The following is a 13,627-nucleotide window of genomic DNA, read 5'->3' on the forward strand; positions in this document are numbered from 1 at the left end:
CAAACTTGTTTCACGTGAAACAAGTTTTTCTTGCCAAGCCCAGTAAAAACGGCAACCCTTTGGGCTTGCCGTTTTTTGATTATCCCGCCATGCACATCATTTACCTGCACGGATTCAACTCCAGCCCGCAATCGCTCAAGGCCCAGGAGACCGCCCGCTGGCTGCAACAGCATGCCCCGGATATCACCCTGCACTGCCCGCAACTGTCGCCCCACCCGGCGCAAGCGATTGCCCAGGCAGAGGCCTTGCTGCTGTCGCTGCCGGCAGATACCGCCCTGATCGGCAGCTCGCTGGGCGGCTACTACGCCACCGCCCTGGCAGAAAAACATGGCCGCAAGGCCGCGCTGATCAATCCGGCGGTACAGCCCGATCAGGATTTGCTGCGCTACCTTGGCCCCCAGCACAACCCGTATTCTGGGGAAGACTACCTGCTGGGAGATGAAGACCTGCAGGCCTTGCTGGCCATGCGTCAGGCGGTAATCCAGCAAGGAAAGTACTGGCTGTGGCTGGGTACTGCCGACGAAGTGCTGGACTGGCGTCTGGCGGCACGCCATTACGCGGGCCAGCGCCAGAGCGTGTTCAACGGCGACGACCATCGCCTGGCGCGTTGGCCTGCCTGTCTGCCCGCCCTGTTCAACTGGCTGTGCCAGGCAGATTGAGCTGGCTGTGACCGCGTTGCATGGCTGCCGATAGCCTTTCCAGGCTTACCGGTTTGGACAAGAAGTCATCCATGCCGGCCTGTTGGCAGCGCTCGCGGTCTTCCTCAAAGGCATTGGCAGTCAGTGCAATAATGTGCGGCTGACGCTGCAGCCTGGTCTGACGAATGGCGCGGGTGGCATCCAGCCCGTCCATTTCCGGCATCTGCATATCCATCAACACCAGTTCCACACCCCCCTGGCTAACCCGCTCCAGTGCCTGACGGCCATTACAGGCCAGCATCACATCGCGATAGCCCAGCTTGTCCAGCAGCTTGATGATCAGCTTCTGATTGACCGTATTGTCCTCGGCCACCAGCACCGATAGTGTCTGGGCACTGGCGGGCAGCATGACCTGCGGCTGTCGTTCCGCCGGAGTCTCAACCGGCGGAGCCGCAACCGAATTGGCCACCCAGTAGACGCTGAAACAGCTACCCTTGCCTGGCGTGCTGCTGACATCAATACGCCCGCCCATGGCCTCGGCCAGGCGACGGCAAATGGCCAGCCCCAGCCCGGTACCGCCATAACGGCGCGTGGTGGTGGAATCGGCCTGTTCGAAGGCAGTGAATACCTTGCTCATCTGCTCCTCGGTCATGCCGATGCCGGTATCGCGGATATCCAGCTGCAGGCGCAGCATGTCGAAGGTGTCTTCCAGCGGTGCGATGCTGACGCTGATGGTAATCCCGCCCTGATGGGTAAACTTGATGGCATTGCTCAACAGATTGCTGGTGATCTGCCGCAAGCGGGTGGCATCGCCCAGCAGCCAGGCATGGCCGGTCGGGCGCTGCCAGTTGACGGTCAGCCCGGCTTCGGTGGCTTTGGGTTCAAACAGGTTCACCACGCTGTCCAGCAGGCTGTACAGATTGAAGGGGCGTTGCTCCAAGGTCAGCTTGCCGGCATCAATCTTGGACAGATCAAGAATGTCGTTGATCAGCACCAGCAATGAGGTTCCACATTCCTGCAAGGTAGCCACCTGGTCGCCCTGTTCCTGTGTCAACTGGCTGTGTGACAACAACTCGGCCATGCCCAGCACGCCATTAAGCGGGGTGCGGATTTCATGGCTCATCACCGCCAGGAATTCCGATTTTGCCTTGGCAGCCATTTCAGCCTTGAGCAGCGCCTCGGACAGTTGCGCCATGCGCCATTCCACAATTTTTTCCAGCTGTGCCGCTACGGTGGAAAGCTCGAAGTTGGCATCATGCAGCGCACGGCTACGCTGTTCCAGCAGGGTTTCGGCTTCCTTGCGCGCGCGCCTCTCGCGCTGATAGCGCTTTTGGTAGCGCGCTAGCTGGTCTTGCAAATAGCTTAATTCTTCCTGAGTCATACATGCTCCACCACAAAACGCACCTGGCTACCGGTTTCGTTCAGCGGCTCGACAGCAATGCGGGCCTGCTCACCAAAGTGGTCGAGCGTCCCCTGAATCAGTCCAGCCGCCAGCGGAGCCAGGCAGCGTGGCGAGCTGTACAGCAATTCCAGCCGCTTCTGGTCGCGGCTCACTACCGTTATCTGTGGCAACTCGGCCTCCGGATACAGTTTTTGCACCTCAACATGGATGTACTGGTCGACATTGCCCAACACGGTAAAGGCATCGGCACAATCCTTGATGCTGTAGGGATAGAGCGTGGTAAAGCGGCCAAACAGATGATGGCCGAACAGGTAGATGAGTTCCTGGCTTGCCATACCGGTACGCTGTGACAAGGCAGCCAGCAGGCGCAACAGCTCGGCAAACGGATAAGAACCGACTGCGGTGTACGCACCATCCGACGCCGTGCCGGCGTCCTCGATGATGTCGTCCAGCATGTCGGCAGAAAAGCGCTCCTCCACCATATCCATGAATTCGGTAAACACCACGCCTTTCATGCCGCTTCCTTTCCTCATCACGGTCAGCCGTCCCCTTAACCAGCCATGCCACAGACGGCTCGGCACTAGGGGATTGATTCAATGTAGGAACAAATAATGGCAAAAACCAGATAGTCCGCCTTAATAAACAGTGTGTTCGGCAAAGCGGACTTGCACTTGCCAAGCCGGCTGGCGCAGACTCAAACGCTGTCAACTAGCCAGGAAAGGCGGGCAAAATGAGTCAGGCCATCCGTTTTCATCGCCACGGCGGCCCCGAGGTATTGCAGCTGGATGAAGTCGCCATCGGCAGCCCCGGCCCGGACGAAGTACTGCTGCAGCATACGGCCATCGGCATTAATTTTATCGACACCTACCAGCGTAGCGGACTGTATCCGGTCAATCTGCCCAGCGGCCTTGGTTGTGAAGCAGCCGGTACGGTGCTGGCTGTCGGCGCCGGAGTAAGTCATGTCGCGGTAGGCGACCGGGTTGCCTATGCTGGCGGCCCGCTGGGTGCGTACAGCAGCCAGCGGCTGATTCCGGCCGCCGTACTGGTGAAACTGCCAGACAACATCAGCGATGACGTTGCCGCCTGCATCATGTTGCAAGGCATGACTGTGGAGTACCTGATTCGCCGTGCTTTTGCCGTTCAGCCCGGCATGACCGTGCTGTGGCATGCAGCTGCCGGTGGTGTGGGCCAGATTGCGGTGCAGTGGCTGGCATCGCTGGGTGTGCGGGTAATAGGCACGGTAGGTTCAGCGGCCAAGGGCGAGCTGGCGCGTCAACTGGGCTGCAGCCATGTCATCAACTACAACGAGGAAGACGTGGTGGCCAGGGTACGCGCGCTGACTGACGGCAAGGGTGTGCCGGTGGTGTACGACTCGGTGGGGAAAAGTACTTTTGAGATGTCGCTGAACAGCCTGGCACCACGCGGCACCTTTGTCAGCTTTGGTAATGCATCCGGGGCGGTGCCGGCCTTCGAGCCGCTCCTGCTGTCGCAAAAGGGCTCCCTGTTTTTCACCCGTCCCAAACTGGGTGATTACATTGCCAGCCGTCCCGAGCTGGAAGCATCAGCCCAGGCATTGTTCGAAGGTCTGACCAGTGGTGCCATCAAGGTTCAGCCCTCTGCCCGTTACGCACTGGCCGATGCAGCGCAGGCGCACCGCGACCTGGAAAGCCGCAGCACCACAGGCTCGCTCATCCTGCTGCCGTAATGCGCCACGCTAGGTAAGCCACGAGAGATAAACGAATGCTGCCGGGGCTCAGTGTCCGGCAGGCAGCGCAGCAGGGGCCGGAATCAGCGCTTTGCGCACACATTCGCGCCCCTGCTGACCAGCACTTTCCGCGCAATTCAATTCGGCAGCCGCACGTTGTTCGCAACGCGCCTTGCTGGCGGCGCGGCTGCAATCGGGAGCAGGCAACTGCTCGCGCACACAGCTGCGTCTTGCCTGGCCTTCACTGCCATCACATGCCGTCTGTGCAGCCTGCAGCGCTTCGCAATGGCGTGCATCGCGGCTGCGCTTGCAACTGAGTGCTGGCGTGTATTGCTCGATGCAGGAGCGGCGTGCTCCTTCTACCATGTCATTGCAGCTAAGCCAGCCCTGACGGTAACTGGCACACCGTTGCGGTGCCATGGCCTTGTCGCAATCAGGTGCCGCCAATACGGCCACCGACCACATTGCCGACACCAGCATGGCCATTCCCGCCAACCGGCTAGCGCTATTCCACTTTCCCCAAGCTTTATTCAAGGCCGTGATCCTTGCCACTGGCAATCTCCGGCTACCCATGCAGCCGGCTCAATCGTTCTGGTACTGCTCCTGCGACTTTTGCCGCTTGTCACGCCAGAAGTTGCGCTGCCCCGGGGGCGGCAATGGCGGATGGGAAAAACCATCCGGTGCAAACCGGTCTGGCCCACCAGCACCACCTGACGGCAAGCCCGGCGGCAGATGCTTGTGCTGCAGCCTTCGTGCATCTTCTGGTGACAAATCACCAGCCTGCACCGCTTCCTTCAGACGCAGATTGCGCAAACGACGTTCCTCCCCCGCCGACTGGCGGGGAAAATGCGGAAACGCCGTCGCGCCTTCTTCCGGGCCATTCGGGCCATGTGCCGCCGCCGGCAAGGCGCAAGCCGTCACCGTGGCAAACAGCAAGACATAAATGGCATGGTACTTCATGGCTTTATTTTAACCTGACATCAGGCCTCCTGCCACGACGATGCTTGGGAATCGCGGCAGAAGGCGGGTGGGGAAAAGCGCCAGGGGCGCTGACAATATTATTTCTCGCCCGTCGGCCGGCGCATGGAATCGGGCATAACCGCTGGCTGGCTGCCGGTCGCGTCAACCGGTGCCGCCACGCCAGACGAGCCGGACTGCGCCAGCGCCATCTGGCGGGCTTCACGGATATCCGCACCATTGCCACCATGTTCGGTGGCACTAGCCAGTGGCGACAGCGCCAGGGCAGAAACAGCAACGACCATTAAAATCAGTGGCTTATTCATCATCATGATCTCCGGCAGGCAGGACACGCTTGCAGTCTAGAAGGCCGTCTTTGCGCAACCGTGTGCCGCATGTTACCAAATGTTAACTTATGTGAATGGCTGTCAGCGTTGACACATAAATTCATGATCCACCATCGCCTGCCGGGCCGGGGCAGGTTAAGCTTTGCCATCAGCATGCGGGCCGGTTGCGCTTGCCCCGGTCACCAAGGAAAACATCATGGAACACAACAAAATTCTCATCGTCGACGACGACGCCAAGCTGCGCGAGCTGCTTACACGCTATCTGGGCCAGCAAGGCTATGTGGTGGACACCCTGCCGGACGCCCGCGAACTGGACCGCAAGCTGGCACGCAACCGCCCCGACCTGATGGTGCTGGACGTGATGATGCCCGGTGACGATGGCCTGGCCGTGGTACGCCGCCTGCGTGCCCAGGGTGAGACCGTACCCGTCATCATGCTGACCGCACGCGGCGAGGATGTGGACCGCATTCTGGGACTGGAAATGGGGGCCGACGATTATCTGCCCAAGCCTTTCAATCCGCGCGAGCTGACTGCCCGTATCCAGTCGGTATTGCGCCGTCATCATGCCACGCCGGCGCTGGCCGCCCGCCACGAATCTGACGAAATCATCGAATTTGGCGACTTCCAGCTCAATCTGGGCCGTCGCGAATTGCAAAAGAGCCAGCAGGCACTATCGCTGACCACGGCGGAATTTGCCGTGCTCACCGTACTGGCCACCCACCCGCGCCGCCCGCTCACCCGCGAACAGCTGATGGAGATGGCACTGGGCAAGGGCAATGGAGAATCGCTGGACCGCAGCATTGACGTGCACATCTCGCGCCTGCGCAAGACCCTGGAAGGTGGCGACAGCCCGCTGCGTTTTATCCAGACGGTATGGGGCTATGGCTATGTCTTCGTGCCTGACGGCAGTGAGCGGGAGTAAGCGGTGCTGCGACGCATTACCGGCTCCCTGCTGTTTCGCCTGATCGTGCTGGTGGTGGTGGTGGTGGTCACCACCCAGATCGTCACCGTGTACATTGCGGCAGGCGAGCGTCACAAGCTGATGGACAAGCAGCTGTTTGCACAGGTGGTGGACACTCTGGCCTTTCTGGAAGGTTCAATGGACAACATGAACCCGGCGCAGCGCACCGCGTTTCTGGCCAGTTACAACCGTCCCGGCCTGCCACGGCTGCTGCCGCAGGAGGCCTCCGCTCACCAACAGTTCGACCGGGAACTGCCACGCGTGGCCAACAGCCTGGTCAGCCGCCTGAGCAAGGGCCTGGACGACACCGTGCACGGTTACATGGTGCACCGCGAGGATCGCAACGAGCTGTGGGTGAACGTACATGTGCTGGATACCCCCTACTGGCTGGTGATCCCCTTTGGCCGTTACAGCGACCGCCCCATCTATTCACTGATACAGGCCGCCCTGCTGGCCACCTTGCTGGCCACCTTGCTGGCCTCCTTGGTGACATGGCGCATCACCCGCCCCATCGGCAAGGTTGTGGAGGCATCGCGTGAACTGGCACGCGGCAATATGCCACCGGTGCTGCAGGAGGATGGCCCGCGAGAGCTGGCTGCCCTGGCACGCGGCTTCAACCACATGGCCAGTGCCCTGGACAGTGCCGCCCGCGAACGCCGGCTGATGCTGGCCGGGCTGTCGCATGACCTGCGTACGCCGCTGACCCGGCTGAAGCTGATGCTGGAATTGCAGGAAACCAATGCCGACACCCCGGACATGCTGGCCGATATCGACGAGCTGTCGCGCATTGTGCGCCAGTTCATCGATTTTGCCCGCGCCGAGGAATCGGCCCGGCTGGAACCGGTGGCGCTGGCGGAACTAGCCGACAGCGTGGTGGCCCGCCTGGCCCGCAGCGGGCTGGATGTCAGCCTGGTTCGCCATGCCGAACCCGAGCTGCAGGCCGATGCACTGGCACTGGAGCGCCTGTTGTCCAATCTGCTGGAAAACGCCCGCCGCTACGGCAAGCCACCGGTACGGGTGGAAATCGACCAATGCGACGGCATGGCAGCACTGAGCGTGATCGACCATGGCGCGGGTATTCCGACGGCGCTGCGCGAGTCGGCGCTGGCACCGTTTGAGCGCCTGGCCGAACACCGTGGCACCGATGGCGGCAGCGGCCTGGGGCTGGCCATTGTTTCGCGCGTGGTGAAACAGCACCACGGTCAGCTGCAGTTTTCTGATGAGGCCGACGGCGGCTTCCGGGTGCGCATTCTGCTACCGCAAACCAGCTTGCCCGCCAACTGAACCCGGCTGGCGGCTCAGGACTGACGCCGCCAGCCCAGCAACAACACTCCACTCAAAATCAGCAGCCCACCCAGCAGCATCAGCAAACCCACCTGCTCATGCAGGAAAATCGCCCCCCACAACACGCCAAATACCGGCACCAGATAGGTGACGCTGCTGGCACGGGTCGCCCCCAGCCGGTCGATCAGCCGGTAGAAAATCAGGTAGGCCAGAGAGGTGCAGCCCAGCGCCAGCAGCAAGACCGCGCCCCATACCATGGGTGACGGCGGCTGCGCCGGCAGATTAAGCAAGGCCAGCGGTGTAACCAGCACCGCCCCGCTGAACAGGCTGCCAGTCGCCGTCACCAGCGGCGGCAAACCCGGCAGCCAACGGCGTGCCATATGGCCAGACCAACCGTAACAAGCCGTTGCCCCCAGCATGGCCAGCACCGGCAGCAAAGCGTGCACATCAAATGTGGCACCACGCCCCAGCATCAACACCAGCACGCCAGCCAGACCCAGCAGCAAGCCACTGGCACGCGGCAGCGTCATGCGCTCCCCGGCCAGCGGCATCGCCCACAAGGCTGTCATCAAGGGGGTGGTGGCATTCAATACCGAAGCCACACCCGCCGGCAAACTGAGGCTGGCCCAGGCAATCAGGCAAAACGGAAGGGCGGACAGAAACACCCCCACTACAGCAATGCGCAGCCAGTGCTGCCGCCACAAGGGCAGGCCGCCACGCAGCAGCAGAACCGGCAACAACACCAGGGCCGCCAGGGCCAGCCGCAATGCAATCAGCGCAAAGGCGCCCAATTCAGGCACCGCTACCCGCATGAACAGAAACGAGCCTCCCCACAAGGCCGCCAGCAGCACCAGCCCAGCCATATCGCGATTCATCGTCGCACCTCCCTGTTGTCATGGCTGCCAGCATAAATGGACAGGTACCGACCCGCACCCGCTTTGTTGCGCCCTAATTCCTCTGTGGGGGATAACTAGTTACTGCGGTGAATAGCCAAGGCCCCGGTCCAGGCTGCACACTCGACACTACCCCCCCCTTGCCGAGTGCCAACCCGTATGGATATTCACGATTTCAACGCCCTGCTGGCCGCTGCCCGCCAGCAAGCCGCACCGCAGCATCTGCTGATGGTGTTTTCCAAGGCCGTACTGCATGACGACCACCAGCCGCAGGAAGCCGAGCGTTTTGCCCGTGGCGAGGGTGGCATCCTGCTACCCGTGATGTGTCTGGACCGTGCAGCCAGCGAACTGGTGGATTTTGCCAGCCTGCAAGCCGAATCTGCCCGCATCGGTGAGCCGTGGCAAATCGTGTTTGTTGCCTGTCTGGACGGCAGCGCCGGTGGCCCGCCACCGGCAGCCGATATCGAAGCCGTACTCAAGCGCATGATCCAGACCATTCAAACCGGTGGCGATATCTCCCGCTACCTGGCTTTTGATCGCCAAGGCGAACCGGTCCGCTTTCACTGAAACCAGCCATGCAGCCAGTCATGGCACAAGCCGGCGCAGAACGCTAAGCTGAAGCACCCTGTGCGACCCGACTCACCATCGGTCGCACAGCAACTGTCCTCAGCCACGCCCGCCGGAGCCTGCATGAACCTGTCCCTGCTCAGCCGCTATGCCTTTTTTGTCGCTTGCATCCTGTTCAGCCTGATCGGCCTTGCGCTGCATCAGCTGGAATGGTTGTGGCCCTTCACCCTTGCCGCCATGGCCCTCAGCCTGCTGGGCGTGCTGGACCTCACGCAAGCCCGTCACGCAGTACGGCGTAATTACCCGGTGCTGGGTAATATCCGCTATCTGGTGGAAGCCATTCGGCCAGAAATCCGCCAGTACCTGCTGGAGGCCGATGGCGAACAACTACCCTTCTCGCGAGATCAGCGCTCGCTGGTATACGCCCGCGCCAAGAACACCCAGGCCGACAAACCCTTTGGCACCCTGCTGGATGTCTACGGCAGCGGCTTCGAATTCATCAGCCACTCCATCCGCCCGGCCCCGCGCAGCGACCCGGCTGGTTTTCGCATCCAGATTGGCGGGCCGCAATGCCGCCAGCCCTACTCCGCCTCGGTATTCAATATCTCGGCCATGAGTTTTGGTGCGCTCAGTGCCAATGCCATCCGCGCACTCAATCAGGGGGCCAAACAAGGCGGCTTCTACCACGACACCGGCGAAGGCAGCATCAGCCCCTATCATCTGGAACATGGCGGTGATCTGGTATGGGAGCTGGGCAGCGGCTACTTTGGCTGCCGCGATGCAGACGGGCATTTCGACCCGGCACGCTTTGCCGCCCAGGCCCAAAACCCGCAGGTGAAGATGATTGAAATCAAGCTTAGCCAGGGCGCCAAGCCGGGCCACGGCGGCATTCTGCCCAAGCACAAGGTGACGCCGGAAATTGCCGCCACCCGTGGTGTGCCGCTGGGGCAGGATTGCGTGTCGCCCTCCAGCCACAGCGCCTTTTCCACCCCGCTGGAGATGATGGCCTTCATTGCCCGGCTGCGTGAGCTGTCCGGCGGCAAGCCGGTGGGTTTCAAGCTGTGCCTGGGTCATCCGTGGGAGTTCATGGCCATTGCCAAGGCCATGCTGGAGAGCGGCATTCTGCCGGACTTCATTGTGGTGGACGGCAAGGAAGGCGGCACCGGCGCGGCACCGCTGGAGTTTACCGACCACATTGGCGTGCCGCTGCGCGAGGGCCTGCTGTTTGTCCACAACACCCTGGTGGGACTAAACCTGCGCGACAAGATCAAGCTGGGTGCCAGCGGCAAGATTGTCAGCGCCTTTGATATTGCCAGCGTGCTGGCCATTGGCGCGGACTGGGCCAACTCGGCGCGCGGCTTCATGTTTGCCGTCGGCTGCATCCAGAGCCAAAGCTGCCACACCAACCGCTGCCCCACCGGCGTGGCCACGCAAGATCCACTGCGCCAGCGTGCGCTGGTAGTGCCGGACAAGGCCGAACGGGTGTTTCACTTTCACCGCAACACCCTGCATGCGCTGGCCGAGATGCTGGCTGCCGCTGGCCTCAGCCACCCTTCCCAACTGGCAGCCCATCATCTGGTAAGACGGGTCAGCGATACTGAAATCCGCCTGTACTCGCAGCTGCATGTGTTTTTGCAGCCCGGCGAGCTGCTGGGCAGCGACATCAAGGCCGAGTTCTATGGCCGCATGTGGCGTATGGCGCAGGCGGGCAGTTTTGCGCCGGCCACGCACCATGCGTGATTTGACAAGATAATGAGGCGGGCCGGATAAGTGTTTGTTGTTCGGTCTGCTTTGTTCCATTTTTGCGGCCTTCCCGACAGCGACAGCTATATCACCAATAACTTATTAATGATATTGCAGTTTTTTTATTCTATTTTTTGCCATTTCTATCATACAACTCATGTACTCTGCAGGAACGCCCGTCCCTCCTCCTTGGGATGGATCATCACCACCGAGAGAAAAATAAACCATATCACAATGATGTTGACGATATTTCTCCCATTTATTTTTCTCAGCCTTCATTGCATATGCAATTTTCGTATTATTAATATGATCATTTTTAATTTTCTTATTTACGGCGTTACGGTAAATTAATTTTAGCTTTTTATCAATGCGCTCCCATTTCAATTTCGTACATCCTTTAATAAGTTCGGTACCACCTAACTCTGGCTTTATGCATAACTTATATATTTCTTCATGACTCAAATTTCCAAAATATGCCTTACTTGAGTACTCTACTGATGCATATGGATTTTTTGCAGAAAAGCAATATGGGGAAATAATGAGAAGGAATGTAAAATAGAACCCAATACTCAACTTCACAAACCCTCCCTTTACTCCATCTACCACCACCCATACTCGAAACGGAAACCTGCCCAACCCGTATTTCAAGCAATACACCCTTTACATTTCATTTTTTTGAATAAATAAAACCTTATTCTGTTATTCATCGACGATAAACAAATATCTCCAGTCTTTACATTGAAGGCTAAATCACTCGTTCCATCAACAGGTCGTTGATAGACATTGATTCTTTTTGAAGCAACAACTTTAACCGGACACGGTGAGCAGCCAACGATTAGTAGCCCTATCAATAAAACTAGCCGTTTCATAAACAGATTCAGAGACCGGATACCCACCCAGCACCCAAGCCAGGGCAGATGACAAATTTGTTTAGTATCATATAATCTTTCGGATCAATCCTAGCAAATGAACTGGACTCATCATTCATTCGATAGCAACGTGCTCCCTTATGGATTAAAAATGCAGCTTCCTTCCCCTGTTCCGTTTTAAATGCAGTAATGACTGCGGACTCAAAATGTACTTCAATCACGTCAACCGGGTTCTGCCAAAATATTGGCCTAGCAACTAGGTGGTATATGAAGACAGCGCCAGCGCCAAGAGTCATGCCGATGAGCAATGTAAGTAACTTCATGATCTTGCTTTATCCTGAGGTAGAGATTTATCTGAAGAAGGCACTAGACTTTTCCAACAATACGCATATATCGGCACCACTCATATAGAGACTACAATCTGCCACAGCACTTTACTACAAATTTAATTAGACTTAATGAGCAGCCAACAACAGGCAGCTCTGTCAATAAAAATAACAGCTCATGAGTGTATTCAAAGGTCGGATACTTAATCTATCCATCCAGCCCCATGGTCAGGACAAATGATGAGCGCCTTTAATATTGTATAGTCTTTGGGGTCGGCTTTAAAAAAGCTAAATTCCCCATCGTCAATTAGAAAGCAAGACTCATTCTTTTTTATCTTAAATTTCTCCTTATTCAGCGCTGAAGTTTCAAAGACAATCCTACTGTCATTTTTCTCAATATGTTTGATCAGCTTTATATTTTTGTGCCAAAAAACTGGCTCAGTAAAATAGGCGGCGGTTGAGACTGCACCAACTATCAATCCGAGCAGTAAGAATAATGCGAATTTCAATTTCAGTTACCTGTTTTTTGATAGGGTGTTTTTTTAACAAGTCTATTTGACTTACCCAAGACTGCTAATAGCTCACCTGGGGTTACTGGAAATGGCAACCATCGTGGATCATGTGCAAGTATTCCAACAAGTTCCAAGGCATCTGCCACGTTTGAAGAACATGAGTCATTGAACACGCTGTAGCTGGATGGATTAATGTTTCCCTGCTTAATAATTCTATCTCGATCAAACTTCACACGCCTTTCTAGCTCATTTTTTACAATCAGCTTTTCTCGTGGCGAAACCCATAGCCACAGTCCTATATTGTCTCGAAAACCTTGCCCCTTCATTTTTTCACCTTTTTTTAGAGCACGGTCATATTCACCACCGTAAAGATACACGTCTTTACTCATGGTGACATATTCCTCATGCCCACGGCTATATACTTTACCGTCAATGACAATTGCAGCATGTCCCCATTGTGAGCCTTGGCTGACCATTCTGGAGTCACTGATAATAACTTCAATCGTCTCTCGTGGAACCGTTACGGCTTTGACACTGCTATCAGATGTTGGGGTTAATTGTTTGCTTGCTACCTTGATGAGTGTCTTACCCGTGCTTGGGGATTTAATCTGTTGATTCATGCTTAGCTCTCCAGATAAATATCAACAGTATGTTGTTCTGCAATTGATGCAAGTAGATGCGTGTGACCTTGTATATCGGTTATTCCATATTCAGGCTCCCCATTATTAATAGATAGGGCATATTCTACACCTGCCATAGGAACACCATATTCATCCTTGATTACATATTTATCATTAAATAATTCCCCCTCAACTACCGAAAAATTACTACTACTTATTCCTGTTATTTTTGGAGTAAAATCACTCACCTCAACAAAAGATAAATACTGTCGACTCGCAATGACTCGTGGCTTTGGGTTGCACGCACAGGCGGCAATGTCGCCATCTAAAATTATTCTCCTGCCATTATCAGGCCAACCCAATCCACCACTACTCACCAAATGCCCAATAGTGTTGCACTTAGGGCAAGTGAATGCCTCATTTTCAAGACAATAAGGCATCATTCCTCCATCCACATCCTCAATTGTTGATACTCCTTCACCAAGCAATTTTGCCCCACTACTTGTTCTATCCCCACGTATGGCTGCATACTTCTTCATTGCCATAAACTCCATATCGCAAATTAAATTTACCTTACCTACTATCAAATGCATTGGACCATACGCTGATTAGTATTAAATCCATCACGATATTTATTCTTCAGCAGTACAGCCAACGATAACAGCCACCGTTAATTCCCTCTCAATATTCTCCCTGACTATATTAAATAATAATTTGCACATGCTACCCATGTGCTTAATTTGGTCGCAATAATTACCGAGTGCGTGTCTTTGGATGCGAAATCCAACGTGGTTGAATGGAAG

The 13,627-nt window shown here is 56.6% G+C and carries 17 protein-coding genes; 6 read left to right on the forward strand and 11 right to left on the reverse strand.

All coding sequences use genetic code 11. The features are described from left to right. Positions 1 to 89 precede the first annotated feature (89 nt). The gene (locus ACODR9_RS06175) at positions 90 to 659 is read left to right on the forward strand and encodes a YqiA/YcfP family alpha/beta fold hydrolase (protein WP_488808216.1); all 570 of its coding nucleotides are present in this window, start codon (positions 90 to 92) and stop codon (positions 657 to 659) included. Here the strand turns inward: ACODR9_RS06175 and ACODR9_RS06180 are convergent. Next, positions 634 to 2,019, reverse strand: a complete 1,386-nt coding sequence (locus ACODR9_RS06180; protein ID WP_488808217.1) for an ATP-binding protein — start codon at positions 2,017 to 2,019, stop codon at positions 634 to 636. The genes ACODR9_RS06175 and ACODR9_RS06180 overlap by 26 nt on opposite strands. Beyond that, the gene (locus tag ACODR9_RS06185) at positions 2,016 to 2,573 is read right to left on the reverse strand and encodes a heme NO-binding domain-containing protein (protein ID WP_488808430.1); all 558 of its coding nucleotides are present in this window, start codon (positions 2,571 to 2,573) and stop codon (positions 2,016 to 2,018) included. The genes ACODR9_RS06180 and ACODR9_RS06185 overlap by 4 nt, the downstream gene beginning before the upstream one ends. Before the next feature lie 197 nt (positions 2,574 to 2,770). Between ACODR9_RS06185 and ACODR9_RS06190 the strand changes: the two genes are divergently transcribed. Then, entirely contained in the window at positions 2,771 to 3,745 is a 975-nt protein-coding gene (locus tag ACODR9_RS06190; RefSeq protein WP_488808218.1) for a quinone oxidoreductase family protein, read from the forward strand. Positions 3,746 to 3,793: 48 nt separating this feature from the next. On the opposite strand, the gene ACODR9_RS06195 is transcribed toward ACODR9_RS06190, so the two are convergent. The 3 genes from ACODR9_RS06195 to ACODR9_RS06205 form a co-directional block, all read right to left on the reverse strand. Further along, complete coding sequence (locus ACODR9_RS06195) at positions 3,794 to 4,279, reverse strand: hypothetical protein (RefSeq protein ID WP_488808219.1); 486 nt, start codon at positions 4,277 to 4,279, stop codon at positions 3,794 to 3,796. Positions 4,280 to 4,327: 48 nt separating this feature from the next. Beyond that, positions 4,328 to 4,705 (reverse strand): hypothetical protein, encoded by a 378-nt coding sequence (locus ACODR9_RS06200; RefSeq protein WP_488808221.1) that lies wholly within the window; start codon positions 4,703 to 4,705, stop codon positions 4,328 to 4,330. A 98-nt stretch (positions 4,706 to 4,803) separates the two neighbouring features. Continuing rightward, positions 4,804 to 5,028 carry a hypothetical protein gene (locus ACODR9_RS06205; RefSeq protein ID WP_488808222.1) on the reverse strand — a complete coding sequence of 75 codons (225 nt, stop codon included), beginning with the start codon at positions 5,026 to 5,028 and terminating at the stop codon, positions 4,804 to 4,806. A 217-nt stretch (positions 5,029 to 5,245) separates the two neighbouring features. On the opposite strand from ACODR9_RS06205, the gene ompR reads away from it, so the two are divergent. Together ompR and ACODR9_RS06215 are read left to right on the forward strand one after the other, a co-directional pair. After that, positions 5,246 to 5,971 carry an osmolarity response regulator transcription factor OmpR gene (gene ompR, locus ACODR9_RS06210; RefSeq protein ID WP_488808223.1) on the forward strand — a complete coding sequence of 242 codons (726 nt, stop codon included), beginning with the start codon at positions 5,246 to 5,248 and terminating at the stop codon, positions 5,969 to 5,971. A 3-nt stretch (positions 5,972 to 5,974) separates the two neighbouring features. Continuing rightward, positions 5,975 to 7,294 (forward strand): ATP-binding protein, encoded by a 1,320-nt coding sequence (locus ACODR9_RS06215; protein WP_488808225.1) that lies wholly within the window; start codon positions 5,975 to 5,977, stop codon positions 7,292 to 7,294. Between the two features lie 14 nt (positions 7,295 to 7,308). On the opposite strand, the gene ACODR9_RS06220 is transcribed toward ACODR9_RS06215, so the two are convergent. Continuing rightward, on the reverse strand, positions 7,309 to 8,169 hold the full coding sequence (locus tag ACODR9_RS06220; protein ID WP_488808227.1) for a DMT family transporter: 861 nt from the start codon (positions 8,167 to 8,169) through the stop codon (positions 7,309 to 7,311). A 177-nt stretch (positions 8,170 to 8,346) separates the two neighbouring features. Here ACODR9_RS06220 and ACODR9_RS06225 point away from each other — a divergent pair, with 177 nt between their 5' ends. Together ACODR9_RS06225 and ACODR9_RS06230 are read left to right on the forward strand one after the other, a co-directional pair. Continuing rightward, complete coding sequence (locus ACODR9_RS06225; protein ID WP_488808228.1) at positions 8,347 to 8,754, forward strand: ribonucleotide reductase subunit alpha; 408 nt, start codon at positions 8,347 to 8,349, stop codon at positions 8,752 to 8,754. Between the two features lie 123 nt (positions 8,755 to 8,877). Then, positions 8,878 to 10,494, forward strand: a complete 1,617-nt coding sequence (locus ACODR9_RS06230; protein WP_488808229.1) for an FMN-binding glutamate synthase family protein — start codon at positions 8,878 to 8,880, stop codon at positions 10,492 to 10,494. A gap of 105 nt (positions 10,495 to 10,599) precedes the next feature. On the opposite strand, the gene ACODR9_RS06235 is transcribed toward ACODR9_RS06230, so the two are convergent. The 5 genes from ACODR9_RS06235 to ACODR9_RS06255 all read right to left on the reverse strand — a co-directional run bounded on the left by ACODR9_RS06235 (position 10,600) and on the right by ACODR9_RS06255 (position 13,363). After that, the gene (locus ACODR9_RS06235; RefSeq protein ID WP_488808231.1) at positions 10,600 to 11,076 is read right to left on the reverse strand and encodes a lysozyme inhibitor LprI family protein; all 477 of its coding nucleotides are present in this window, start codon (positions 11,074 to 11,076) and stop codon (positions 10,600 to 10,602) included. Between the two features lie 298 nt (positions 11,077 to 11,374). Next, positions 11,375 to 11,689: a hypothetical protein gene (locus tag ACODR9_RS06240; protein WP_488808232.1), complete on the reverse strand. Its 315-nt coding sequence runs from the start codon at positions 11,687 to 11,689 to the stop codon at positions 11,375 to 11,377. Positions 11,690 to 11,895: 206 nt separating this feature from the next. Continuing rightward, on the reverse strand, positions 11,896 to 12,201 hold the full coding sequence (locus ACODR9_RS06245; RefSeq protein WP_488808233.1) for a hypothetical protein: 306 nt from the start codon (positions 12,199 to 12,201) through the stop codon (positions 11,896 to 11,898). Between the two features lie 2 nt (positions 12,202 to 12,203). Further along, positions 12,204 to 12,824: a hypothetical protein gene (locus ACODR9_RS06250; RefSeq protein ID WP_488808234.1), complete on the reverse strand. Its 621-nt coding sequence runs from the start codon at positions 12,822 to 12,824 to the stop codon at positions 12,204 to 12,206. A 2-nt stretch (positions 12,825 to 12,826) separates the two neighbouring features. After that, on the reverse strand, positions 12,827 to 13,363 hold the full coding sequence (locus tag ACODR9_RS06255; protein WP_488808235.1) for a PAAR domain-containing protein: 537 nt from the start codon (positions 13,361 to 13,363) through the stop codon (positions 12,827 to 12,829). Between the last annotated feature and the right edge of the window lie 264 nt (positions 13,364 to 13,627).

The organism is Aquitalea sp. FG25 (genome assembly GCF_057809375.1).

Bases quoted from the DNA above. Each gene is read 5' to 3' on its own strand.
- ACODR9_RS06175 (WP_488808216.1), top strand. From the start codon at position 90: ATGCACATCATTTACCTGCACGGATTCAACTCCAGCCCGCAATCGCTC.
- ACODR9_RS06180 (WP_488808217.1), bottom strand. From the start codon at position 2,019: ATGACTCAGGAAGAATTAAGCTATTTGCAAGACCAGCTAGCGCGCTAC.
- ACODR9_RS06185 (WP_488808430.1), bottom strand. From the start codon at position 2,573: ATGAGGAAAGGAAGCGGCATGAAAGGCGTGGTGTTTACCGAATTCATG.
- ACODR9_RS06190 (WP_488808218.1), top strand. From the start codon at position 2,771: ATGAGTCAGGCCATCCGTTTTCATCGCCACGGCGGCCCCGAGGTATTG.
- ACODR9_RS06200 (WP_488808221.1), bottom strand. From the start codon at position 4,705: ATGAAGTACCATGCCATTTATGTCTTGCTGTTTGCCACGGTGACGGCT.
- ACODR9_RS06205 (WP_488808222.1), bottom strand. From the start codon at position 5,028: ATGAATAAGCCACTGATTTTAATGGTCGTTGCTGTTTCTGCCCTGGCG.
- ompR (WP_488808223.1), top strand. From the start codon at position 5,246: ATGGAACACAACAAAATTCTCATCGTCGACGACGACGCCAAGCTGCGC.
- ACODR9_RS06220 (WP_488808227.1), bottom strand. From the start codon at position 8,169: ATGAATCGCGATATGGCTGGGCTGGTGCTGCTGGCGGCCTTGTGGGGA.
- ACODR9_RS06225 (WP_488808228.1), top strand. From the start codon at position 8,347: ATGGATATTCACGATTTCAACGCCCTGCTGGCCGCTGCCCGCCAGCAA.
- ACODR9_RS06230 (WP_488808229.1), top strand. From the start codon at position 8,878: ATGAACCTGTCCCTGCTCAGCCGCTATGCCTTTTTTGTCGCTTGCATC.
- ACODR9_RS06240 (WP_488808232.1), bottom strand. From the start codon at position 11,689: ATGAAGTTACTTACATTGCTCATCGGCATGACTCTTGGCGCTGGCGCT.
- ACODR9_RS06250 (WP_488808234.1), bottom strand. From the start codon at position 12,824: ATGAATCAACAGATTAAATCCCCAAGCACGGGTAAGACACTCATCAAG.
- ACODR9_RS06255 (WP_488808235.1), bottom strand. From the start codon at position 13,363: ATGAAGAAGTATGCAGCCATACGTGGGGATAGAACAAGTAGTGGGGCA.